The organism is Halorhodospira neutriphila, assembly GCF_016584055.1.
Lineage (GTDB): Bacteria > Pseudomonadota > Gammaproteobacteria > Nitrococcales > Halorhodospiraceae > Halorhodospira > Halorhodospira neutriphila.
The window spans coordinates 1-21,571 of sequence record NZ_NRSH01000029.1; the positions used below are offsets into that span (position 1 = coordinate 1).

At 74.2% G+C, this 21,571-nt stretch carries 22 protein-coding genes and 2 pseudogenes; 6 read left to right on the forward strand and 18 right to left on the reverse strand.

Annotation, left to right across the window (positions count from 1 at the left end; translation table 11 throughout):
- The 4 genes from CKO13_RS04085 to CKO13_RS04100 all read left to right on the forward strand — a co-directional run.
- Positions 1-763, forward strand: a 763-nt coding sequence (locus CKO13_RS04085; RefSeq protein WP_200257065.1) for a murein hydrolase activator EnvC family protein, incomplete at its 5' end; no start/stop codon positions are given.
- Between the two features lie 26 nt (positions 764-789).
- Positions 790-2,124 carry a S41 family peptidase gene (locus CKO13_RS04090; protein WP_200257066.1) on the forward strand — a complete coding sequence of 445 codons (1,335 nt, stop codon included), beginning with the start codon at positions 790-792 and terminating at the stop codon, positions 2,122-2,124.
- A gap of 2 nt (positions 2,125-2,126) precedes the next feature.
- Positions 2,127-2,915 (forward strand): divergent polysaccharide deacetylase family protein, encoded by a 789-nt coding sequence (locus CKO13_RS04095; RefSeq protein ID WP_200257067.1) that lies wholly within the window; start codon positions 2,127-2,129, stop codon positions 2,913-2,915.
- Complete coding sequence (locus tag CKO13_RS04100) at positions 2,912-3,475, forward strand: DJ-1 family glyoxalase III (RefSeq protein ID WP_200257068.1); 564 nt, start codon at positions 2,912-2,914, stop codon at positions 3,473-3,475. Before CKO13_RS04095 ends, CKO13_RS04100 begins: the two co-directional genes overlap by 4 nt.
- A gap of 3 nt (positions 3,476-3,478) precedes the next feature.
- Here the strand turns inward: CKO13_RS04100 and ubiB are convergent, their stop codons facing one another.
- From ubiB to lptM, 10 genes and pseudogenes are all read right to left on the reverse strand, one after another.
- Positions 3,479-5,140 carry a ubiquinone biosynthesis regulatory protein kinase UbiB gene (gene ubiB, locus CKO13_RS04105; protein ID WP_200257069.1) on the reverse strand — a complete coding sequence of 554 codons (1,662 nt, stop codon included), beginning with the start codon at positions 5,138-5,140 and terminating at the stop codon, positions 3,479-3,481.
- Positions 5,137-5,703: a ubiquinone biosynthesis accessory factor UbiJ gene (locus CKO13_RS04110; RefSeq protein WP_200257070.1), complete on the reverse strand. Its 567-nt coding sequence runs from the start codon at positions 5,701-5,703 to the stop codon at positions 5,137-5,139. The genes ubiB and CKO13_RS04110 overlap by 4 nt, the downstream gene beginning before the upstream one ends.
- Positions 5,704-5,713: 10 nt before the next feature.
- Positions 5,714-6,463, reverse strand: coding sequence for a ubiquinone/menaquinone biosynthesis methyltransferase (locus CKO13_RS04115; RefSeq protein WP_200257072.1), 750 nt, complete (start codon positions 6,461-6,463; stop codon positions 5,714-5,716).
- A 19-nt stretch (positions 6,464-6,482) separates the two neighbouring features.
- Entirely contained in the window at positions 6,483-7,814 is a 1,332-nt protein-coding gene (gene hslU / locus CKO13_RS04120; protein ID WP_200257074.1) for an ATP-dependent protease ATPase subunit HslU, read from the reverse strand.
- A gap of 4 nt (positions 7,815-7,818) precedes the next feature.
- Positions 7,819-8,364 (reverse strand): ATP-dependent protease subunit HslV, encoded by a 546-nt coding sequence (gene hslV, locus CKO13_RS04125; RefSeq protein ID WP_200257076.1) that lies wholly within the window; start codon positions 8,362-8,364, stop codon positions 7,819-7,821.
- 152 nt (positions 8,365-8,516) lie between these two features.
- Positions 8,517-9,365: pseudogene (locus CKO13_RS04130) on the reverse strand (tyrosine recombinase XerC); the annotation flags it as partial.
- A gap of 4 nt (positions 9,366-9,369) precedes the next feature.
- Positions 9,370-10,077: a DUF484 family protein gene (locus CKO13_RS04135; protein ID WP_200257080.1), complete on the reverse strand. Its 708-nt coding sequence runs from the start codon at positions 10,075-10,077 to the stop codon at positions 9,370-9,372.
- 45 nt (positions 10,078-10,122) lie between these two features.
- Positions 10,123-10,950, reverse strand: a complete 828-nt coding sequence (gene dapF, locus CKO13_RS04140; RefSeq protein ID WP_200257099.1) for a diaminopimelate epimerase — start codon at positions 10,948-10,950, stop codon at positions 10,123-10,125.
- Between the two features lie 19 nt (positions 10,951-10,969).
- Positions 10,970-12,226: a diaminopimelate decarboxylase gene (gene lysA / locus CKO13_RS04145; protein ID WP_200257082.1), complete on the reverse strand. Its 1,257-nt coding sequence runs from the start codon at positions 12,224-12,226 to the stop codon at positions 10,970-10,972.
- Positions 12,223-12,339, reverse strand: coding sequence for an LPS translocon maturation chaperone LptM (lptM, locus tag CKO13_RS04150; RefSeq protein ID WP_200257084.1), 117 nt, complete (start codon positions 12,337-12,339; stop codon positions 12,223-12,225). The genes lysA and lptM overlap by 4 nt, the downstream gene beginning before the upstream one ends.
- 172 nt (positions 12,340-12,511) lie before the next feature.
- Here lptM and tal point away from each other — a divergent pair, with 172 nt between their 5' ends.
- Entirely contained in the window at positions 12,512-13,621 is a 1,110-nt protein-coding gene (gene tal, locus CKO13_RS04155) for a transaldolase (RefSeq protein WP_200257086.1), read from the forward strand.
- Between the two features lie 43 nt (positions 13,622-13,664).
- On the forward strand, positions 13,665-14,498 hold the full coding sequence (locus CKO13_RS04160) for a symmetrical bis(5'-nucleosyl)-tetraphosphatase (protein ID WP_200257088.1): 834 nt from the start codon (positions 13,665-13,667) through the stop codon (positions 14,496-14,498).
- Here CKO13_RS04160 and ampD read toward each other — a convergent pair.
- From ampD to CKO13_RS04200, 8 genes and pseudogenes are all read right to left on the reverse strand, one after another.
- Positions 14,495-15,061: a 1,6-anhydro-N-acetylmuramyl-L-alanine amidase AmpD gene (ampD, locus tag CKO13_RS04165; RefSeq protein ID WP_200257089.1), complete on the reverse strand. Its 567-nt coding sequence runs from the start codon at positions 15,059-15,061 to the stop codon at positions 14,495-14,497. The genes CKO13_RS04160 and ampD overlap by 4 nt on opposite strands.
- A gap of 92 nt (positions 15,062-15,153) precedes the next feature.
- A complete protein-coding gene (locus tag CKO13_RS04170) occupies positions 15,154-16,107 on the reverse strand; it encodes a carbohydrate kinase family protein (RefSeq protein WP_200257090.1) in 954 nt (317 codons plus the stop codon).
- A 33-nt stretch (positions 16,108-16,140) separates the two neighbouring features.
- Positions 16,141-17,586, reverse strand: coding sequence for an aminomethyl-transferring glycine dehydrogenase subunit GcvPB (gcvPB, locus tag CKO13_RS04175; protein WP_338034576.1), 1,446 nt, complete (start codon positions 17,584-17,586; stop codon positions 16,141-16,143).
- A 23-nt stretch (positions 17,587-17,609) separates the two neighbouring features.
- Entirely contained in the window at positions 17,610-18,107 is a 498-nt protein-coding gene (gene tpx, locus CKO13_RS04180; protein WP_200257092.1) for a thiol peroxidase, read from the reverse strand.
- Between the two features lie 38 nt (positions 18,108-18,145).
- Positions 18,146-19,528, reverse strand: a complete 1,383-nt coding sequence (gcvPA, locus tag CKO13_RS04185; RefSeq protein WP_200257093.1) for an aminomethyl-transferring glycine dehydrogenase subunit GcvPA — start codon at positions 19,526-19,528, stop codon at positions 18,146-18,148.
- Between the two features lie 31 nt (positions 19,529-19,559).
- Positions 19,560-19,952, reverse strand: coding sequence for a glycine cleavage system protein GcvH (gene gcvH, locus CKO13_RS04190; protein ID WP_200257095.1), 393 nt, complete (start codon positions 19,950-19,952; stop codon positions 19,560-19,562).
- A 53-nt stretch (positions 19,953-20,005) separates the two neighbouring features.
- On the reverse strand, positions 20,006-21,091 hold the full coding sequence (gene gcvT / locus CKO13_RS04195) for a glycine cleavage system aminomethyltransferase GcvT (protein ID WP_200257097.1): 1,086 nt from the start codon (positions 21,089-21,091) through the stop codon (positions 20,006-20,008).
- A gap of 147 nt (positions 21,092-21,238) precedes the next feature.
- Positions 21,239-21,571, reverse strand: a pseudogene (locus tag CKO13_RS04200) (2-octaprenyl-3-methyl-6-methoxy-1,4-benzoquinol hydroxylase); the annotation flags it as partial.

The window sequence follows — 21,571 nt, forward strand, 5'->3', positions numbered from 1 at the left end:
ACCAGCAGGCGCTGCGCGGCGGCCGGCCGCCGCGCAGCGCCTGCTGGTCTACTACGACTACCTGCACGAGGCCCGCGGCGAGCGGATCGCCGCCGCGGCGGCGGAGCTGCGCCGGCTCGCCGAGCTGCGCCGGCGGCTGCGCGGGGAGCTCGAGCGCCTCGAGCGGCTCGAGGCGGAGCTCGCCGAGCGGCGCGAGGGGCTGGCGGAGCGCCGGGCGGAGCGCCGCTCCCGGCGCCAGGCCCTCGAGCGGCGCATCGCCGAGCGGGGGGAGGCGGCAGAGCGGCTCGAGGAGCAGGTCGCCGAGCAGGAGGCGCTGCTCGAGCGCCTGCGCGGGCGCCTGGCCGATATCCCCGAGGGCATCGGGGCGGGGCGCGGGCTCGGCGAGGCCCGCGGCGAGCTGCCCTGGCCCGTCCAGGGGCCGCTCGAGGCGCGCTTCGGCGACCCCCGCGGCGGCGGTCTCAAGCGCAAGGGGATCATCGTGGCCGCCGAGCCGGGCACCGACGTGCAGGCCGTGGCGGCCGGGCGGGTGGTCTTCAGCGACTGGTTGCGCGGCCTAGGGCTGCTGGTCATTATTGATCATGGCGACGGCTACCTCACCCTCTACGGCCACAATCAGGCCCTCTACGTCGAGGTCGGCGAGTGGCTCGAGGCCGGCGATCTCCTGGGCAGCGTCGGCAGCAGCGGGGCGCGCGGGGAGCCGGGCCTCTACTTCGGGGTGCGCCACGGGGGGGAGCCGGAAAACCCGCTGGCGTGGCTGCGCTGAGCCGCGCCACCGTCCAAGGAGCAAGCATGCGACGCCCGATTGGTAGTCTCCTCAGCGCCGTGCTGGCGCTCGGCCTGGCCCTGGCGCCCGCCGCGGGCGCGGCCGAGCCGCAGGCGGCGGAGGCCCCCGGCCCCCGCCCCGAGAGCGCGGCAGAGCAGCTGCCGCTGGCCGAGCTCGAGCTCCTCGCCGAGGTCTACGGCCGGATCAAGCGCGACTACGTCGAGGCGGTGGACGACCGCGAGCTCTTCCGGGCGGCGATCCGCGGCATGCTCTCGGAGCTCGACGCCCACAGCGGCTACCTCGACTCCGAGGCCTACGAGAAGCTCCAGGAGGGCACCCGCGGGGAGTTCGGCGGCGTCGGCCTGGAGCTCAGCCGCGAGGCGGGGCTGATCCAGGTCGTCGCGCCGATCGACGACACGCCGGCGAGCCGCGCCGGGCTGCGCAGCGGCGACGCCATCATCCGCATCGACGGCCAGTCGGTGCGGGGCATCGAGCTCAGCGAGGCGGTGCAGCGCCTGCGCGGCGAGCCCGGCAACAAGGTCGAGATCACCGTGGTGCGCGAGGCGGCGGAGCAGCCGCTGACCTTCGAGCTCGAGCGCGCCGTGATCCAGGTCGACAGCGTCCGCTCCCGGATGCTCGAGCCCGGCTACGGCTACGTGCGCATCAGCCAGTTCCAGCAGGGCACCGGCGAGGAGCTGCGCAGGGCGCTCGAGTCGCTGCTCGCCGAGGCCGGCGGCAGCCTCCACGGCCTCGTCCTCGACCTGCGCAACAACCCCGGCGGCGTCCTCCAGGCGGCGGTCGCGGTGGCCGACGCCTTCCTGGCCGAGGGGCAGATCGTCTCCACCAAGGGCCGGGTCGAGGAGGCGCAGATGGCCTTCGACGCCGACAGCGCCGACCTCTCCGGCGGCGCCCCCCTGGCGGTGTTGATCAACCGCGGCTCGGCCTCCGCCTCGGAGATCGTCGCCGGCGCCCTGCAGGACCACGGCCGGGCGGTGATCATGGGGGAGACGAGCTTCGGCAAGGGCTCGGTGCAGAGCATCATCCCCCTCGACGAGGCGGCCATGAAGCTGACCACGGCGCGCTACTTCACCCCCTCGGGGCGCTCGATCCAGGCCCAGGGGATCACGCCGGATATCGCGGTGGAGGACCTGCGCCTGGCCGAGACGGAGCCCTCGCTTGAGGTCACCGAGGCGGACCTCGAGGGGCACCTGCCGGGCCAGGCCGAGGCGGACGGCCCCGGGGGCGGCCCCGAGGGCGAGGAGGCCGCGGGCGAGGCGGAGGCGAGCCTCGCCCGCCGGGACTACGTCCTCTTCGAGGCGCTGAGCCTGCTCAAGGGCATGCGCGTGCTGGGGGCGCGCTAGCCGTGCGCCGGGCCGTCGCCGCCGCCCTCCTCCTCGCCCTGCCGGCCTGGGCCGCGGCGGCGGCGTGGGGGGAGATCCCCGTGCCGGAGCTCCGGGAGCCGCAGCCGGCGGCGGTGATCGTCGACGACATCGGCCCGGACCTGCGCGCCAGCCGGCGGGCGATCGCGCTGCCGGAGGCGGTGACGCTCTCGGTCCTGCCGTACGCCCCGCACGCCCGCCCCCTCGCCGAGCGGGCCTACCGGCAGGGCCACGAGGTGATGGCGCACCTGCCGATGCAGCCGAACGGCGAGGCCGACCCGGGCCCCGGCGCGCTGTGGCTCGACACCCCCGAGCCGGAGGTGCGCCGCCGGGTCCGCCGGGCGATCAGCGCGGTGCCCCACGCCCGCGGCGTCAACAACCACATGGGCAGCCTGGTGACCCGCCACCCCGGCCATATGGCGTGGGTGATGGAGGAGCTCGCCGAGCGCGGCGACCTCTACTTCGTCGACAGCCGCACGACGGCGCGGACGGTGGCGCAGCAGCTCGCCGCGGAGCACGGGATCCCCAATGCGGCCCGCGAGGTCTTCCTCGACCCGCGCCGCGACCCCGAGGTGATCGCCGAGCAGTTCGAGCGCTTCGTCGAGCTGAGCCGCCGCCAGGGCGGCGTGATCGCCATCGGCCACCCCTACGCCGAGACCCTCCGCCTGCTCGAGCGCGAGCTGCCTCGGCTGCGGGAGCGGGGGGTGCGGCTGGTGCCGGTGAGCACCCTGGTCGATCAGCACAGGAGCGGAAAGGAGGAGTTCTCGCGATGAGCCGAAGAGCCCTGGTACCCCTAGCCCACGGCTGCGAGGAGCTGGAGGCGGTGACCGTCATCGACCTGCTCCGCCGGGCCGGCATCGAGGTCGTGGCCGCCGGCCTGGCGCCCGGCGTGGTGCAGGCGAGCCGCGGCGTCTCCCTCAACCCCGACACGGCCCTCGACGCGGTGGCCGAGGAGCGCTTCGACCTCGTGGCCCTGCCGGGGGGCGCGGCCGGCGCCGAGCGCCTCGAGGGCGACGCGCGCGTCCTCGAGCTGCTCCAGCGCCACTACGCGGCGGGCGCCTGGATCGGCGCCGTGTGCGCCGCGCCCCGGGTCCTCGCCGGCGCGGGGCTGCTCGCCGGGCGCCGGGCGACCGCCTTCCCCGGCCACCTGGAGGCGCACGGCGTGGAGCCGGCGGCCGAGCCCGTCGTCGTCGACGGGCCGATCGTCACCTCCCGCGGCCCGGGGACGGCGATGGACTTCGCCCTGCGCCTGATCGTGCTGCTCTGCGGCGAGGACAAGGCCGCCGAGGTCGAGAGCGGCCTGCAGCGGCCGCCGGCGCACCGGGCCTTCTGAGGCTCAGCGCCGCCACGGCAGGGCGAGGAGCAGGGCGACGACGCCGAGGCCGCCGAGCCCCCACGTCGTGGCGGGCACGGCGGCGAGATCCAGCGGCAGGGCCGGCTCCGGCGGGCCGAGCAGCGCGGCGACGATCAGCGCCCCGCCGGCGATGGCCGCGTAGAGGCGGCGGTGGCCGCGGTCGAGCTCCCGGCGCAGCTGCGCCATCTCCTGGCTGTGGCGCTGGAGCTCGGCGCGCATCCGGGCGAGGTCCTGGAGGCCGTGATCGATCCGGTTGGGCAGCTCCGGGAGCTTCTCGCCCCACTCCGGCAGCTGCTTGCGGACGTTGCGCAGGGTGGCCCGCGGCCCGAGCTCCTCGCGCATCCAGTTCTCGAGGAACGGCTTGGCCGTGGCCCACAGGTCGAGCTCGGGGTAGAGGTTGCGGCCGAGCCCCTCGACGTTGAGCAGCGTCTTCTGCAGCAGCACCAGCTGCGGCTGGATCTCCATGTCGAAGCGCCGCCCGGTCTGGAAGAGGCGCAACAGCAGCTGCGCGAAGGAGATCTCCTGGAGGGGGCGCTCGAAGGCCGGCTCGCAGACGGTGCGGATGGCCGCCTCGAACTCCTCGACCCGGGTCCCCTCCGGCACCCAGCCCGACTCGACGTGCAGCTCGGCGACGCGCCGGTAGTCGCGGTTGAAGAAGGCCATGAAGTTGCCGGCGAGGTAGTGGTGGTCCACCGGCGCCAGCGAGCCCATGATCCCGAAGTCGACGGCGATGTAGCGCGGCTCCGCCGGCCGGCTCGGGTCGACGAAGATGTTGCCCGGGTGCATGTCGGCGTGGAAGAAGCTGTCCCGGAAGACCTGGGTGAAGAAGATCTCGGTGCCGCGCTCGGCGAGCTTGCGCAGGTCGATCCCGTGGGCCTGCAGGGCGTCGATGTCGCTGATCGGGATGCCGTGGATGCGCTCCATGACCATGACGTCGCGCCCGGTGTGGCGCCAGTAGACCGCCGGGACGTAGAGCAGCTCGGAGTCGCGGAAGTTGCGCCGCAGCTGCGAGGCGTTGGCCGCCTCGCGCATGAGGTCGAGCTCGTCGTAGAGGTTCTTCTCGAACTCCGAGATCACCTGCACCGGGTGCAGCCGCCGGGCGTCCGGGACGTAGCGCTCGGCGAGCCGCGCGGCGGTGTAGAGCAGCTCCAGGTCGCGGCGGATGACCGCCGGGATGCCGGGGCGCACCACCTTGATCACCACGTCGGTGCCGTCGTGGAGCCGCGCGCCGTGGACCTGCGCGATGGAGGCCGAGGCGATGGGGGCGTCCTCGAAGTGGGCGAAGACGGCGTCGATGCGCTCGCCGTAGGTGCGCTCGATGATCCGCCGGGCGTCCTCGTGGGGGAACGGCGGCACCCGGTCCTGCAGCCGCGCCAGCTCCTCGGTGACGTCCTTGGGCAGCAGGTCCCGGCGGGTGGAGAGGATCTGGCCGAGCTTGACGAAGATCGGCCCGAGCTCCTCGAGGGCGCGGCGCACCCGCACGCCGCGCGGCTCGCTCCGGCGCACCCAGCGCCACGGCATGAAGACGACGAGGAAGCGCAGCGGCCGGAACAGCGGCGCGGCGAGGACGACGTCGTCGACGCCGTGGCGCAGCATCACCAGCTGGATGCGGGTGAGCCGGAAGAGGCGCTGGGGCCCGATCATGGCCGCCGGCGCTCCAGCTCGAGGACGCGCCGCTCGAGGCGGTCGACGTCGGCGCGCAGGCGGTCGACCTCGTCGAGGTGCGCGCGGACGCGCCCGGGCTCGGCGAGCGGCCCCGAGCCGCCGGTCAGCCACCGCCCGAGGCCGCGGCCGCCGGCGGCGGCGGTGCCGGCGGCCCACCGGCCGAGGCGCCGGGCCGCCGTGGCGCTCCAGTGGCCGAGGGGGTCGCCGAGCGCGCGGGTGAGCGGCTCCTCCCAGTCCGGCTGCAGGCCGCTGAGCAGCCGGCTCAGGTCGTTGGCCACCCCCACCTCGCCGCGGATCCGCAGGCGCCCCACGGCGCTGCCGCCCTCGAGGGCCAGGGCGCGCAGGGCCTCGGCGCTGGCCTCGATCTCGGCGTCCGCCGCCTCGGTGTCGGCGGAGAGCTCGATGCCCGCGGCGGTGAAGCGCACGACCCGCGCCGGCAGGCCGTCGAGGACGAGGCGCACGCGCCGGCCGGCCAGCGGCGCCAGCAGCCGCGGCGCCTCGGGGTCGAGCCGGATGAGCCGGTTGAGCAGCGTCGCGAGCATGGTGGAGCGGCTAATAGACCCAGCCGGTGTGGATGGCCACCACGCCCCCCGTGAGCAGGGTGTACTCGCAGTCCTCGAGGCCGGCCTGCTCCATGATGCCCGCCAGCGTCGGGGCGTCGGGGTGGACGCGGATCGACTCGGCGAGGTAGCGGTAGCTCTCGGCGTCGTGGGTGACCAGGCGCCCCATCAGCGGCATGACGCGGAAGGAGTAGAAGTCGTAGAGGGGGCGCAGGCCGGGGGCGCGGACCTGGGAGAACTCCAGGATCATCGCCCGCCCGCCGGGGCGCAGGATGCGCCGCATCTCGGCGAGGGCGGCCTCCTTGTGGGTGACGTTGCGCAGCCCGAAGCCGATGGTCACCCGGTCGAAGGCGGCGTCGGGGAAGGGCAGCGCCTCGGCGTCGCAGCGGACGTAGGCGGCCTGCGGCCCCACCCCCTGGTCGATGAGCCGGTCCCGGCCGCGGGCGAGCATGGGGCCGTTGATGTCGCCGAGGACCACCTCGCCCTCGGGGCCGACCCGCTCCAGCGCCAGGCTGGCCAGGTCGCCGGTCCCGGCGGCGAGGTCGAGGACCCGGTGGCCCGGGCGCAGCAAGGTGTGGCGGATCGCCTGGCGCTTCCACAGGCGGTGGAGGCCGGCGGACATCAGGTCGTTCATCAGGTCGTAGCGGTCGGCCACCGAGTCGAAGACCGAGCCGACGTGCCGCGCCTTCTCCTCGACGGGGACCTGCCGGTAGCCGAAGTGGGTCGTCTCCTGCTCGCTCACGCTGCGCCTCCTGTTCGCGTTAGAGGATGTAGCGGCTCAGGTCCTCGTCCTCGGCCAGCTCCGCCAGGTGCTCGTCGACGTAGGCGGCGTCCACCGTGCGCGTCTGGCCGCTGTGGTCGGGCGCCTCGAAGGAGAGCGACTCGAGCAGCCGCTCCATGACGGTGTGCAGCCGCCGGGCGCCGATGTTCTCGGTGCGCTCGTTGACCTGCCGGGCCACCTCGGCGATGCGCCGCACGCCGTCGTCGGTGATCTCCAGCGTCACCCCCTCGGCGGCCATGAGGGCGCGGTACTGCGCCACCAGGGAGCTGTCCGGCTCGGTGAGGATGCGCACGAAGTCCTCGGCGCCGAGGGCGTCGAGCTCGACGCGGATGGGCAGGCGCCCCTGGAGCTCGGGGATGAGGTCCGAGGGCTTGGCGACGTGGAAGGCGCCGGAGGCGACGAAGAGGATGTGGTCGGTGCGCACCATGCCGTGCTTGGTGGAGACGGTGGAGCCCTCGACGAGGGGCAGCAGGTCGCGCTGCACGCCCTCGCGGGAGACGTCGCCGCCGCTGCCCTGCTCGGCGCGCTTGGTCACCTTGTCGATCTCGTCGATGAAGACGATCCCCTGCTCCTCGACCCGGCGGACCGCCTCGGCCTTGACCTCCTCCTCGTTGACGAGCTTGGCGGCCTCCTCGTCGCGCAGCACCCGCATGGCCTCGCGCACGGGGAGCTTGCGCCGCTGGGTCCGCTCGCCGCCGAGGTTGCGGAACAGCCCCTGGAGCTGGTTGCTCATCTCCTCCATGCCCGGCGGGCTCATGATCTCGACGCCGGGGCTGGCGCCCTGCACCTCGATCTCGACGTCGCGCTCGTCGAGGTCGCCGTTGCGCAGCTTGCGCCGGAACTTCTCGCGGGTGCCGCTGGACTCGCCGCCCCGGGACTCGTCGCTGCTCGGGCCGGGGAGCAGGGCGTCGAGCAGCCGCTCCTCGGCCGCCCGCTCCGCCTGGTGGCGGACGTCCTGCATGGCCTCCTCGCGGACGAGCTTGAGGGCCAGGTCGGTGAGGTCGCGGACGATGGACTCGACGTCGCGGCCGACGTAGCCGACCTCGGTGAACTTCGTCGCCTCCACCTTGATGAACGGCGCCCGGGCGAGGCGCGCCAGGCGCCGGGCGATCTCGGTCTTGCCGACGCCCGTGGGGCCGATCATGAGGATGTTCTTGGGCGTGATCTCGCTGCGCAGCGGCTCGTCGATCTGCAGCCGCCGCCAGCGGTCGCGCAGGGCGACGGCGACGGCGCGCTTGGCCTCGCCCTGCCCGACGATGTGCTTGTCCAGCTCCTGGACGATCTCGCGCGGGGTCATCGTCGTCTCGGACATCTCGCTACGGCTCCTCGGGCAGCGTCTCGACGGTGATGTTGCGGTTGGTGTAGACGCAGATCTCGCCGGCGATCTCCAGGGCGCGCTGGGTGATCTCGGCGGCGGAGAGCTCCGTGGCCTGCGTCAGGGCCCGGGCCGCCGCCTGGGCGTAGGGCCCGCCCGAGCCGACGGCCATGAGCTCGTGCTCGGGCTCGATGACGTCGCCGGTGCCCGAGAGGGTCAGCACCGCCTCGGGGTCGGCGACGACGAGCAGCGCCTCGAGCCGGCGCAGCACCCGGTCGGAGCGCCACTCCTTGGCGAGCTCCACGGCGGAGCGGGCGAGCTGGCCGTTGTGCCGCTCGAGCTGGCCCTCGAAGCGCTCGAAGAGGGTGAAGGCGTCGGCGGTCGCCCCGGCGAAGCCGGCGAGCACACGCCCGTGGTAGAGGCGGCGGACCTTGCGGGCGTTGCCCTTGAGGACCGTCTGCCCGAGGGTGACCTGGCCGTCGCCGCCGAGGGCGACCCGGCCGTTGCGCCGGACCGCCAGGATGGTGGTGCCGTGTGCTGCTTCCAAGGCCGCCTCCTTTTTGACGTTATGCCGCCATTCTACCCGATGTGAGCGGCTCAATCGCCGGGGTCGCGCTCGCCGGAGCCGCTCGCGGGGCGCCGGCGCGCCCGCGGGTGGGCCTGGTCGTAGACCTGCGCCAGGCGCTGGAAGTCGAGGTGGGTGTAGATCTGCGTCGTGGCGATGTCGGCGTGGCCGAGCAGCTCCTGGACCGCCCGCAGGTCGCCGCTGGACTCGAGCAGGTGGGTGGCGAAGGAGTGGCGCAGCATGTGCGGGTGGACCCGGCGCTGCACGCCGCGGCGCTGGGCCAGGCGCTTGAGCCGCTGCTGGAGGCTGCGCCCGCCCAGGCGCCGCCCGTGGCGGCCGACGAAGGCGGCGGGCTCGTCCGGGGCCGCGAGCTGGCCGCGCACGCGCAGCCACGCCCGGAGGGCCGCGCACGCCGGCCGGCCGACGGGGATGAGCCGCTCCTTGGCGCCCTTGCCCGTCACCCGGACGAGCCCCTCGGCGAGGTCGAGCCCCGCCAGGTCGAGCCCCACCGCCTCGGACAGGCGCAGGCCGCTGGAGTAGATCAGCTCGTAGAGGGCCGCATCCCGCAGCGCCAGCGGGTCCGAGCCCGCCTCGTCCGCCCGCTCCGCGCCGTCGCCGTCGAGCAGGGCGCCGACCTCGTCCGGGCTGAGCGTCTGGGGCAGGCGCCGCCCGCCCCGCGGGGCGCGGACCTCGCTCGCCGGGTTGGCGGAGACGGCCCCCTCGCGCAGCAGGTAGCGGTAGAAGGCGCGCACGGCGGCGATCCGCCGGGCCAGGGTCTTGCCCGCGAGGCCGGCGCGGCGCCCGGCGGCGACGAAGGCGCGCACCGCCGCCGGGGTGACGGCGGCCCAGTCGGCGAGGCCGCGCTCGCGGCAGAAGGCCGCGAAGGCGGCGAGGTCGCGCCGGTACTGCCTGCGGGTGGGCTCCGCCAGGCGCCGCTCCGCGGCGAGGTAGCGGTCGAAGCCCGCCAGCCGGTCGTGAGCCACGGCGCTAGCCGCTCCGCATGAGGCGCTCGAGGGTGCACGCCGCCAGCGCCCCGAGCCGGCGCAGGAAGACCGTGCCCTGGCCGGCGTGGTAGCGCTCCGGGTCGGTGCTGCCGATGCCGAGCACCCCGATGGGCCGCTCGCCGAGCAGGGGGACGAGGGCGGCGCTGGCCACGCGGGGCGCCGAGGCGCCGAAGACGATCCGGCACTGCTCCGCCTCCGGCGCGCCGCAGCGGGGGCGGCCGGCCTCGAGCAGGGGCCCGAGGCTGCGGTAGGCGCTGGCATCGCCGTCGGCCAGCTCCGGCAGCGGCGCCTCGGCCGCCTGCGCCGCCGGGTCGAAGAGCACCACCGCCACCGCCTCGGCCTGGAAGCCCTCGCGCAGCCGGGCGCGGAGGCTCTCCACGGCGTCCTGGAGGTCGTCGGCGCCCATGAGCTCGAGGGTGAGCTCGTGGAGGCGCTCCGCGGTGCCGTCGTTGTAGCGCGCCACGCTGAGGATCTCGTCGAGGCGCTGGCGCAGGGCGGCGTTCTGCTCGCGCAGCACGCGCACCTGGCGCTCGATCAGCGAGGTGGCGGGGGCGCAGTCGTGGCGGAGCTCGAGCAGCGCCAGCAGCTCGGGGCGGCGCTGGAGCAGGTCGGGGTTATCGGCCAGGTAGCGGGCGACGGCCGCCTCGTCGAGCGGTGGGGGGCCGTCCTCGCGCGGGGCGGTCTCGGTCACGCGTATCGTCCTGCGCTGCTGAGGGGGTCGACGGTACGGCGGCGATCAGCGGCCCGCGGGGCCGGGCAGCTCGACCTCGCCGCGGAAGACCGTGCGGGCCGGGCCGGTCATCCATACCGCCCGGCCTTCTCCAGGCCAGTGTACCACGAGCGTCCCGCCGGTCAGCTCGACGGCGACCGTGGCGTCGAGCCGCCCGGCGAGGCGGCCGGCGACCACGGCGGCGCAGGCGCCGGTCCCGCAGGCCGGGGTCTCCCCGACCCCGCGCTCGAAGACGCGCAGGCGGATGCGGCCGCGCTCGACGCGCTCCATGAAGCCGACGTTGACGCCGTTGGGGAAGCGCGGGTGGCGCTCGATCTCCGGGCCGAGCTGCGCGACCGGGGCGGTGTCGACGGCGTCGACCCGCAGCACGGCGTGGGGGTTGCCCATGGAGACGGCGGCGATCTCCTGCTCGCCGCGGCTGGTGGCGAGCCGGTAGGCGGCGGCGCGCTCGGCGGCCCGCAAGGGGATGCGCCCGGGCTCGAGCGCCGGGGCGCCCATGTCCACGGCCACCTGGCCGTCGTCCTCGAGCCGCGTCTCGGTGATGCGCCCCTCGGTCTCGATGCGCAGCCGCGGGCCGGGGGCCAGCCCGCTGTCGTGGAGGAAGCGGGCGAGGCAGCGCACGCCGTTGCCGCAGTGCTCGACCTCGCTGCCGTCGGCGTTGAAGATGCGGTAGCGGACGTCGGCGCCGAGGTGGGCCGGCGGCTCGGCGAGCAGCAGCTGGTCGAAGCCGATCCCGCGGCGCCGGTCGGCGAGGGCGCGGACGGCCTCCGCCGGCAGGTGCGGGCGCTGGCGGAGGGCGTCGACGACGACGAAGTCGTTGCCGAGCGCCTCCATCTTGGTGAAGTGCACGCCGTCAGCTCCCGGGCAGCAGGCGCTCGCCGCGCATGAGGTCCTCGGCGCTCTCGCGGCGGCGGATCAGGTGGGTGTGGGCGCCGTCGACGAGGACCTCCGGCGGCCGCGGCCGGCCGTTGTACTGCGAGGCCATCGCCGCGCCGTAGGCCCCGGCGCTGCGCACGGCGAGCAGGTCGCCGGCCGCCGCCGGCAGGGGGCGGTCGGTGGCGAAGACGTCCGCGGACTCGCAGACCGGGCCGACGATATCGAGCCGGCGCTCCGCGGCCTCGCCGGGGGCCACCGCCTCGACGGCGTGCTCGGCGCCGTAGAGGGCCGGGCGCAGGTAGTCGTTCATGCCGGCGTCGACGACAGCGAAGGTCCGGGCCCCGCCCTGCTTGAGGTACTCCACGCGGGTGAGCAGGAGCCCCGCCTCGGCGACCAGGGCGCGCCCGGGCTCGACGATCAGCTCCGCACCGAGTCCCGCCAGCGGCCCGGCCACCGCCTCGACGTGCTCGCTCGGCGCCGGCGGGCTCTCGCGGGTGTAGCGCACGCCGAGCCCGCCGCCGGCGTCGATGTGCTCGATGGCGATGCCCTCGGCCTGGAGCTCGCGGACGAGGGCGGCGGCGCGCTCGGCGGCCGCCTCGAGGGGGGCGACGGACATCAGCTGCGAGCCGATGTGGAAGGCCAGCCCCCGGACCCGCAGGGCGGGCTCGGCGGCGGCGCGGCGGTAGAGCGCGCGGGCCTCCTCGAGCGGCACCCCGAACTTGCTCTCGGCCTGCCCCGTGGCGATGTAGCGGTGGGTCGGCGCCTCGACGTCGGGGTTGATGCGGATGGCCACCGGCGCCGGGGTATGCGCCTCGCGGGCGATCGCCGCGAGGCGCTCGAGCTCGGCGGCGGACTCGACGTTGAAGCAGCGGATGCCGGCGCCCAGGGCGCGGCGGATCTCCTCGACCCCCTTGCCGACGCCCGAGAAGACCACCCGCCCGGGGTCGCCGCCGGCGCGCAGCACGCGCGCGAGCTCGCCGCCGGAGACGATGTCGAAGCCGGCGCCGTGCTCGGCGAGCAGGCCGAGCAGCGCCAGGCTGCCGTTGGCCTTGACCGCGTAGCAGACGCTGCCGCGGTTCCCCATGGCCGCCCGGTAGCGCGCCCAGCGCGCCTCGATGGCGGCCCGGGAGTAGACATAGCAGGGCGTGCCGAAGCGCCCGGCGATCTCGCGCAGCGGGACCGACTCGGCCCACAGCTCGCCGTCGCGGCGCTCGAAGCCGTCCTCGGCGGTCATTCCGGCGCCTCCTGGCGATCCCCCTCCGGGAGGTAGAGCGGCGCCTTCTGGCCGCAGCCGAGCAGCAGGGCGAGGAGCACGAGCGCGGTGACGGGTCGGTACAGGCAGGGCAATCCGGTCCTCTCGGCGCCAGCTTCAGAAACCATCCATTATAGCGGCTCGGCAGGCCGCCCATAAGCCTCGCTGCGGCCGCCGGCGCTCCCGGGCGGCGGGGCTCGGTTTGAGCCCACCGCGCCCGCCGTTATACTGATCCCTCGATCAGCTTCAACCGGTAAGGCGTGCGCCATGGCAGAGAACCCCCTGCTGCGCTTGGCTGAGCTCGGCCAGAGCGTGTGGTACGACAACATCCACCGCGGCATGCTTCCCGAGACGCTCCAGCGCATGGCGGCGTCGGACGGGCTCCGCGGGGTCACCTCGAACCCGGTCATCTTCCAGAAGGCGATCTGCGACGGGCAGGCCTACGACGCGGCCATCCGCGACGCCCTGGCGGCCACGGGGGCGGGCGATCCGGAGGCGCTCTTCGAGCACCTGGCCGTGGCCGATATCCAGGCGGCGGCGGATGTGCTGCGCCCGGTCTACGAGGCCGAGGGCGGGCAGGACGGCTTCGTCAGCCTCGAGCTCTCGCCGGAGTGCGCCCACGACGCCGCCGGCAGCGTCAGCGAGGGCCTGCGGCTCCAGCGCCGGGTGGACCGGCCCAACGCCATGATCAAGGTCCCCGCCACCGAGGCCGGGCTCTCGGCCGTCGAGGAGCTGACGGCGCAGGGCGTGCCGGTGAACGTCACCCTGATCTTCGGCGTGGCGCGCTACCGCCAGGCCGCCGCGGCCTACCAGCGCGGCCTGCAGCGGCGCCTCGCGGCCGGCGAGCCGGTGGCCACCCCGGTGTCCGTGGCCAGCCTCTTCGTCAGCCGCCTCGACGCCAAGGTCGATGCCCAGCTCGCCGCCGCCGGCGCCCCGCAGGCGCTCTACGGCCGCGCCGCCATCGCCAACGCCCGCTGCGCCTACGCCGCCTACCGCGAGGCCTTCCACGGCGAGGCCTTCGGCGAGCTGCGCGCCGCCGGCGCCCAGCCGCAGCGCCTGCTCTGGGCGAGCACCGGCGTCAAGGGCGAGCGCTACCCCGAGACCTACTACGTCGACGCCCTCGCCGGCCCGGAGACGGTGACGACCCTGCCGCCGGCGACCTACGAGGCGTACCGCCGCGACGGCGCGCCGGCGCCCCGCCTGCTCGAGGGGCTCGACGAGGCGCCGGCGGAGCTCGAGCGGCTGCGCGAGGCGGGCGTCGACCTCGAGGGGGCCCTCGAGGCGCTGGAGGCCGAGGGGGTGGAGGCCTTCGTCCAGGCCCACCGGCAGCTGCTCGCCGCCCTCGAGGAGAAGGCCCGCGCCCTGGCGACGGCCTGAGGAAGACTCGGCAAAGTACCCGGTAAGGGGAAGGAGGCTGCTATTGGCCACCTACGCGATTGGTGACATCCAGGGCTGCCGCGAGCCGCTCGAGCGGCTCCTGGAGCGGATCCGCTTCGATCCGGCGGCGGACCGGATCTGGTTCGTGGGCGATCTCGTCAACCGCGGCCCCGACTCCCTCGGGGTCCTGCGCCTGGTGCGCAACCAGCTCGGCGAGCGCGCCGTGACCGTGCTCGGCAACCACGACATCCACCTGATGTCCGTCTGGAGCGGCCACGGGCGGCTCAAGGACGCCGACACCCTGCGCGGGACCCTCGACGCCGAGGACGCCGACGAGCTCATCGAGTGGCTGCGCTTCCGCCCCCTGATGCACGTCGACGAGGGGCTCGGCTACGCCATGGCCCACGCCGGGCTGCCGCCGGCGTGGAGCGTCGCCGAGGCGCAGCTGCGCGCCCGGGAGCTGGAGTCGGCCCTGCGCGGCGCGATCCCCTTCGACGACTTCATGGACAACGTCTACGGCAACCGCCCCAACGAGTGGTCCGACGAGCTGTCGGGCTACGACCGGCTGCGCTTTATCACCAACGCCTTCGTGCGCATGCGCTTCACCGACAGCGAGGGGCGGCTGCTGCTGCGCTACAAGGGCCACCCGGGGAAGGCGCCGGCGGACCACTTCCCGTGGTTCGAGGTCCGCCGCCGCCTGCGCGCCAGCCCGGACCCGCTCACGGTGGTCACGGGCCACTGGTCGGTGCTCGGCTTCCACCGCGGCGAGGGGGTCCTGTCCATCGACACCGGCTGCCAGTGGGGCGGCACCCTGACCGCCGTGTGCCTCGACGACGGCGCGGAGCGCGTCTACAGCGTCGACTGCACCGAGCGCTAGAGCGCGGCGCGCAGCCGCTCCCAGTCGAAGGCGGGGCCCGGGTCCGTCTTGCGCGCCGGGGCGATGTCGCTGTGGCCGACGACGGGGGCCTGGGCGAGGCCGGGGTAGGCGGCGCGCAGGGCGCGCAGCAGCCCGGCGAGGCTGGCGTACTGCGCCGGCGTGTAGGGCGTGACCTCGTCGCCCTCGAGCTCGATCCCCACCGAGAAGTCGTTGCACTCGCTGCGCCCGGCGTAGCGCGAGCGGCCGGCGTGCCAGGCGCGCCGGTGCAGCCGGACGTACTGTGTCAGGGCGCCTTCCCGGTCGATGAGGGCGTGGGCCGAGACCCGCAGCGCGGCGATCTCGCGGAACGCGGGGTGGGCGTCGGGCGGGAGGCGGTTGGTGAAGAGCCGATCGATCCAGCCGCCGCCGAAGCCCCCCGGCGGGAGGCTGATGGCGTGGATGACGATGAGCTCGAGCCCGCAGCCGGGCGGCCGCGGCCCCTCGTTGGGCGAGGGGACCCAGCGGGCGGAGGCGATCCGGCCGCTGGCCGTATCGACCTCGGGGATCGCCGGCCCGTGCGCCATGGGTCCCTTCTACCGAAGCCTTACAGGAGAGGGCCGCGCCGCGGCGCGTAGCGGGGCGTGCCCGCCGGGGCCCCGCGGCGCGGCGGCGGCGCTCAGGCGCCGATGGGCAGCTCCAGGGAGCGCCCGAAGGCGGACTGGTAGCGGGCCTTGAACGCCTCGCCGGTGAAGGTGTGGTTCTGGGTGCCGCTCTGCTCGACCTTGATCGCGCCCATGAGCGAGGCGATCCGGCCGGTGGTCTCCCAGTCGATGTCGCGCAGCAGGCCGAAGAGCAGGCCGGCGCGGAAGGCGTCGCCGCAGCCGGTGGGGTCGGCCACCTGGCTGATCTTCGCCGCCGGGATGCGGATGGGGTCGCGGCTGCCGGCGTAGATCAGCGAGCCCTCGCCGCCCCGGGTGACGATCAGGGCGTCGACCCGCTCGGCGATGTCGGCGAGCTCGAGGCCGGTGCGCTCGGTCAGCAGCTGCGACTCGTAGTCGTTGACCGCCACCCAGGTGGCCTTCTCGATGAACTCGCGCAGCTGGTCGCCGTCGAAGGCCGGCATCGCCTGGCCCGGGTCGAAGATGAAGGGGATCCCCGCCTCGGCGAACTGCCGGGCGTGCTTGACCATGCCGTCGGGCCCGTTGGGGGCGACAACCCCGACCTTGGCGCCGGCGTCGGCGGGCACGTCCACCTGGTGCGCCTCGCCCATGGCGCCGGGGTGGAAGGCCGTGATCTGGTTGTCGTCCATGTCCGTGGTGATGTAGGCCTGCGCCGTGTAGTGCTCGTTGATGGTGCGGATGTAGCGCTTCTCGATGCCGTGGCTGGTCATCCAGTCGTCGTAGCTGCCGATGTCGGCGCCGACGGTGGAGAGCGGCAGCGGCTCCTCGCCGAGGAGCTTGAGGTTGTAGGCGATGTTGCCGGCGCAGCCGCCGTACTCCCGGCGCAGCTCGGGGACCAGGAACGAGACGTTCAGGATGTGGACCTGCTCGGGCAGGATGTGGTTACGGAAGCGGTCGTGGAAGACCATGATCGTATCGAAGGCGATCGATCCACTGATGATGGCGGACATTGAATCCTCCCTCTGGGAATTGCCTGGTTCGTCCTACGCCTCCCAGCGCAGGTTGAGCTCGCGGGCGGCCTTGACGTCGTCGAGCCGGCGCACCGGCAGGCGGTAGGGCGCGCCCTTGAGGCTGTCGATGTCCTCGCGGGCCTCCTCGCGGATGCGCACCATGGCCTCGACGAAGCCGTCGAGCTCGCGCTTGCTCTCGGTCTCGGTCGGCTCGATGAGCAGCGCCTCGGGGACGAGCGTCGGGAAGTAGGTCGTCGGCGCGTGGTAGCCGAGGTCGAGCAGCCGCTTGGCGAAGTCCATGACGTTGGCGCCGAGCTCCTTGGCCTCGCCCTTGAGGCTGACGATGAACTCGTGGCTCGCCCGGCGCTGCGGGTAGGCGACGGTGAAGCCGGCCTCGCGCAGCCGCGTCATGAGGTAGTTGGCGTTGAGCGTCGAGTACTCGGCGACCCGGGTCGCCCCCTCGCGGCCGAGCATGCGCAGGTAGGCGTAGGCGCGCAGCAGGATGCCGGTGTTGCCGTTGAAGGTGCACAGCCGGCCGATGGTCTCGGGGCAGTCGGCCTCGGTGAGCCAGCGGTAGCGGCCCGCCTCCTCGGCGACCCGAGGGACCGGCAGGTAGGGCAGCAGCCGCTCGTTGACCCCCACCGCCCCGGCGCCGGGGCCGCCGCCGCCGTGGGGCGTCGAGAAGGTCTTGTGCAGGTTGAGGTGGATGACGTCGAAGCCCATGTCGCCGGGGCGCGCCTTGCCGAGGATGGCGTTGAGGTTGGCGCCGTCGTAGTAGAGCAGCCCGCCGGCCTCGTGGACCGTGGCGGCGATCTCCTCGATGCGGCGCTCGAAGACCCCCACCGTCGACGGGTTGGTGAGCATGATCCCGGCGGTCTGGGGCCCGACGGCGGCCTTGAAGGCCTCCATGTCCACGTCGCCGTCGGCGCCGGTGGGGATCTCCCGGACCTTGTAGCCGCACATCGTGGCGGTGGCCGGGTTCGTCCCGTGGGCGGCGTCGGGGACGAGGATCTCCTCGCGCCCGGTATCGCCGCGGGCGTCGTGGTAGGCGCGGATCATCGCCACGCCGGCGAACTCCCCCTGGGCGCCGGCCATGACCGACAGCGAGACCGCCCGCATGCCCGTGAGCTCGGCGAGCTCGCCCTGGAGCTCGTGGATGCACGCCATGACCCCCTGCCCGGTCTCCTCGGGGGCGAGGGGGTGGCGCTCGAGGAACTGCGGCAGCATGGCCGCCCGGTTCGCCCCCCGGGGGTTGTACTTCATGGTGCACGAGCCGAGGGGGTAGAAGTTGGTGTCGATGCCGAAGTTCTTCTGCGACAGCCGGGTGTAGTGGCGCACGGTCTCGAGCTCGGAGACCTCCGGCAGCTGCGGCGGGCGTTGGCGGCGGAAGCGTCGCGGCAGGCTGTCCGAGCTGGGCGCCGCCGCGGGCGCCTGGGCGAAGGCGCGACGCCCCTTGCGGCTGATCTCGTAGATGAGCACGGGTTCAGACTCCTCCGTCATGGTTACAGGGCGCGCTCGACGTCGTCGTAGTCCGGCTCCTGGGCGATCTCGGGCACCAGCTGGGTGTAGGCGATGCGCCCCTGGGCGTCGATGAGGACCACGGCCCGGGCGCACAGCCCCTCCATGGGGCCGTCCTCGATCCGGACCCCGTAGTGGCGGGCGAAGTCGCCGTCGCGCAGCGTCGACAGGGTCAGGACGTTGCCGATGCCGGCGCCCTCGCAGAAGCGCTGCTGGGCGAAGGGCAGGTCGGCCGAGACCGTCAGGAACAGCGTCCCGGCGTGCTCCTGGGCCATGCGGTCGAAGCGCTGGGCGGAGGCGCTGCACACCGAGGTATCGAGGCTCGGGACGATGTTGAGCAGCAGGGGCCGGCCCCGGTAGTCCTCGAGCCGGTGCTCCTGCAGCTCGCCGTCGGCCAGCCGGAACGAGGGCGCGGAGGCGCCCACCGCCGGGAGCTCGCCGCAGGTGTGGATGGGGGTGCCGTGGAGCGTGATCTCGGCCATGGCGCTGTAACCTCCTCCGCGCGGGGCGCGGCTTGTCGTCAGCCGTGGGCGCGCCGGCCGCTGCCGTGGAGCGCCTCGGAGAGGGCCGCCGCGAAGCGGTCGATCTCCTCGCTGGTGCGCGTCTCCGTGGCGCAGACGAGCAGGGCCGGGCCCCACTCCGGGAACTCGGTGCTGAGGTCGAGGCCGCCGAGGACGCCTTCTGCGGCCAGGCGGGGCAGGACCTCGTCGGCAGGGGCCGGGATCCGCAGCGGGACCTCGTGGAAGAACGGGCCGTCGAAGAGCCGCTCGACCCCCTCGATGGCCGTGAGCTTGTGCACCAGCTCGCGGGTGTGCTCGTGGCAGGCGGCCGCCACCCGGCTCAGCCCCTCGGTGCCGAGCAGCGCCAGGTGGATCGTGGCCGCGGTCACCATCAGCCCCTGGTTGGTGCAGATGTTCGAGGTCGCCTTCGAGCGGCGGATGTGCTGCTCCCGGGCCTGCAGTGTCAAGGTATAGCCCGTCCGGCCGTCGGCGTCCACGGTCCGGCCGACGATACGCCCGGGGAGCTGGCGGACGAGGTCCTTGCGGGTGGTCATGAACCCGAAGTAGGGGCCGCCGGAGGCGAGGGGGATGCCCAGCGGCTGCCCCTCGCCGCAGGCGATGTCGGCGCCGTTGCTCCCCCACTCGCCGGGCGGGGTCAGCAGCGCCAGCGCCACCGGGTTGCACACCGCGATCGCCAGGGCGTTGAGCCCGTGGGCCCAGTCGGTGAGCCGGTCGACCTCCTCGAGGGCGCCGAAGAAGTTCGGCTGCGGGATGACCACCGCCGCGAGGGGCTCGTCCTCGAAGCGGCCGAGGGCCTCCGGGTCGATCCGGCCGACGGTGTCGTCGAGGGGGGCCTCGATGAGCTCGATGCCCTGGTTGGCGACGATGGTCCGGACGACCTCCCGGTAGCGCGGGTGCACCGTGCGCGGCATGAGCACCCGCTTGCTCTTGACCTTACGGTTGGCCCGCACCGCCATGAGCACCGCCTCGGCCAGGGCCGTCGCGCCGTCGTAGAGGGAGGCGTTGGCGGCGTAGAGGCCGGTGAGCTCCGACATCATGGTCTGGAACTCGTAGATCACCTGCAGCGTCCCCTGGGAGGCCTCCGCCTGGTAGGGCGTGTAGGCGCTGTAGAACTCGCCCCGGGTGGTCAGCTCCCAGACGGCGGCCGGGACGTGGTGGTCGTAGGCCCCGGCGCCGATGAAGCAGGCGGGCTGCTCGTCCCGGCTCGCCCGGGTGCGCATCAGCCGCGTGAGCGCCATCTCCCCCATGCCGGGGGCGAGGCCCTCGAGGCTGGCGCTGCGCAGCGAGGACGGGATCTCGTCGAAGAGCCCCTCGATCCGCTCGACGCCGATGGCCTCGAGCATCTCCTGGAGCTCCTCCTCAGTGTGCGGGATAAAAGGCATGGTACTCGGTCCCCGTTCTGGCCGGCGGGCCTTAGCCCTCGTCGGCGACGAGCTCCTGGTAGGCGGCCGCGTCCAGCAGGTTGTCGAGCTCGCTGGGGTCGGCCGGGCGGATCTGGAGGATCCAGCCCTCGCCGTACGGATCGGAGTTGACGAGCTCCGGGCTGTCGCCGAGGGCCTCGTTGCCCTGGATGACCTCGCCGCCGATCGGCGAGTAGACGTCGGAGGCCGCCTTGACCGACTCGACGACGGCGCAGGCCTCCTCGGCACGGAGCTCCGTGCCCTCCTCCGGGGGCTCCACGAAGACCAGGTCGCCCAGGGTCTCCTGGGCGTGGTCGGTGATGCCCACCGTGACGGTGCCGTCGGCCTCAGCGCGGGCCCACTCGTGGTTGCGCGTGTACTTGAGGTCTTCGGGTACCTGGCTCATTGGGATTCCTCGCGGTTCGGGAGTGGAAGTGCGTCCATTCGCCGCGTTGTCGCCTAGACGCGTACCTTACCATGCCGGACGAAGGGCGGTTGAACGGCCCGGGCCGGCACTTCGCGATTGCGGATGACCACGCGGTAGCCGCCGCTGGCGGCCGCGGGGACCCGGGCCAGCGCCACCGGGGCGCCGACGCTCGGGGCGTAGCCGCCGCTGGTGATGACGCCCTCGCCGGCGTCGGTGCGGACGGTGTACCCCTCGCGGGCCGGCGCGCGGCCCTCGACCACCAGGCCGATCAGGCGCTGCTGCGGGCCCTGCCGGCGCTGCGCCTCCAGGGCCTGGCGGCCGACGAAGTCGCGCTCGGCGGGCTCCCAGGCCACCGTCCAGTCCAGCCCCGCCGCCAGCGGCGAGGTCTGCTCGTCCATCTCGTGGCCGTTGAGGTTCAGCCCCGCCTCGAGGCGCAGGCTGTCCCGCGCCCCGAGGCCGCACGGGGTCCCCCCCGCCTCGTGGAGCCGGTGCCACAGCTCGGCGCTCCGCTCCGCCGGGAGCACGATCTCGAAGCCGTCCTCGCCGGTATAGCCGGTGCGGCCGATGAAGGCCGCCTCGAGCTCGGTGCTCTGGAACGGCCGGAGCGCCAGGGCCGGCTCCGCGGCGGCGCCGTAGACGGCCTCGAGGAGGGCGGGGGCCTGCGGCCCCTGCACGGCGATCATGGCGAGCTCGTCGCGGGCGGCGGCGTCGAGGCCGCGGCGCTGCGCCTCGTCGAGCAGGTAGGGGAGGACCCGCTCGCGGGTGGCGGCGTTGGAGATGATGCGGTACCCCCGCTCCTCGCCGCGGGCGTAGACGATGAGGTCGTCGATCACGCCGCCCTGCTCGTTGAGCAGGCAGCTGTAGAGCGCCCGCCCTGGCCGGCCGTCGAGCTTGGCGACGTCGTTGGCGAGCAGCTCGCGCAGCATGGCGCGGGCCCCCTCGCCGGCGAGGTCGGTGACCGCCATGTGCGAGACATCAAAGAGCCCGGCGTGGCTGCGTACCGCCTCGTGCTCGGCGATCTGGGAGCCGTAGTGCAGCGGCATGGCCCAGCCGGCGAAATCCACCATGCGGGCACCGGCATCCACATGGACGGTGTAGAGCGGGGTTTGATGCGGCATTTCGGGGAATCGTTCTCAAGAGGTGACAAAACACTATACTCACAAAGGCGGTCGAACCCAAATTCACGCCCCCTGATAGATCCCGTAGGGGCGGGGGGAGAGGCCGCCGGGGAAGGCCGATAAGGCCTTTTGGCGCAGTGCCTTAGCTCACTCCTCGGGGCCGTGGGCGAGCGCCGGCAGCTCGCCGGTGAGCCCCATGGCCTGGCGGAGCCAGGCCCGGCGCGCCGCCGGCAGCTGGGCGACGCCGTGCAGGCCGAGCCCGCGCAGCAGGCCGAGCATCGGGAGGTGGTGGCCGGCGAGGAGGTGGAGGCCGTCGACGGCGCTGCTCGGGAGCCAGCTCGCCGCCCGCCGGGTCCGCTCGAAGCGCCGCAGGGCGGCGGCATTGCCGGGGTCCCGGCCCCGCCGGCGGGCCTCGAGGACGGCCTCGGCGAGGGTCGCCGCGTCGAGCAGCGCGAGGTTCAGCCCCTGCCCGGCGAGGGG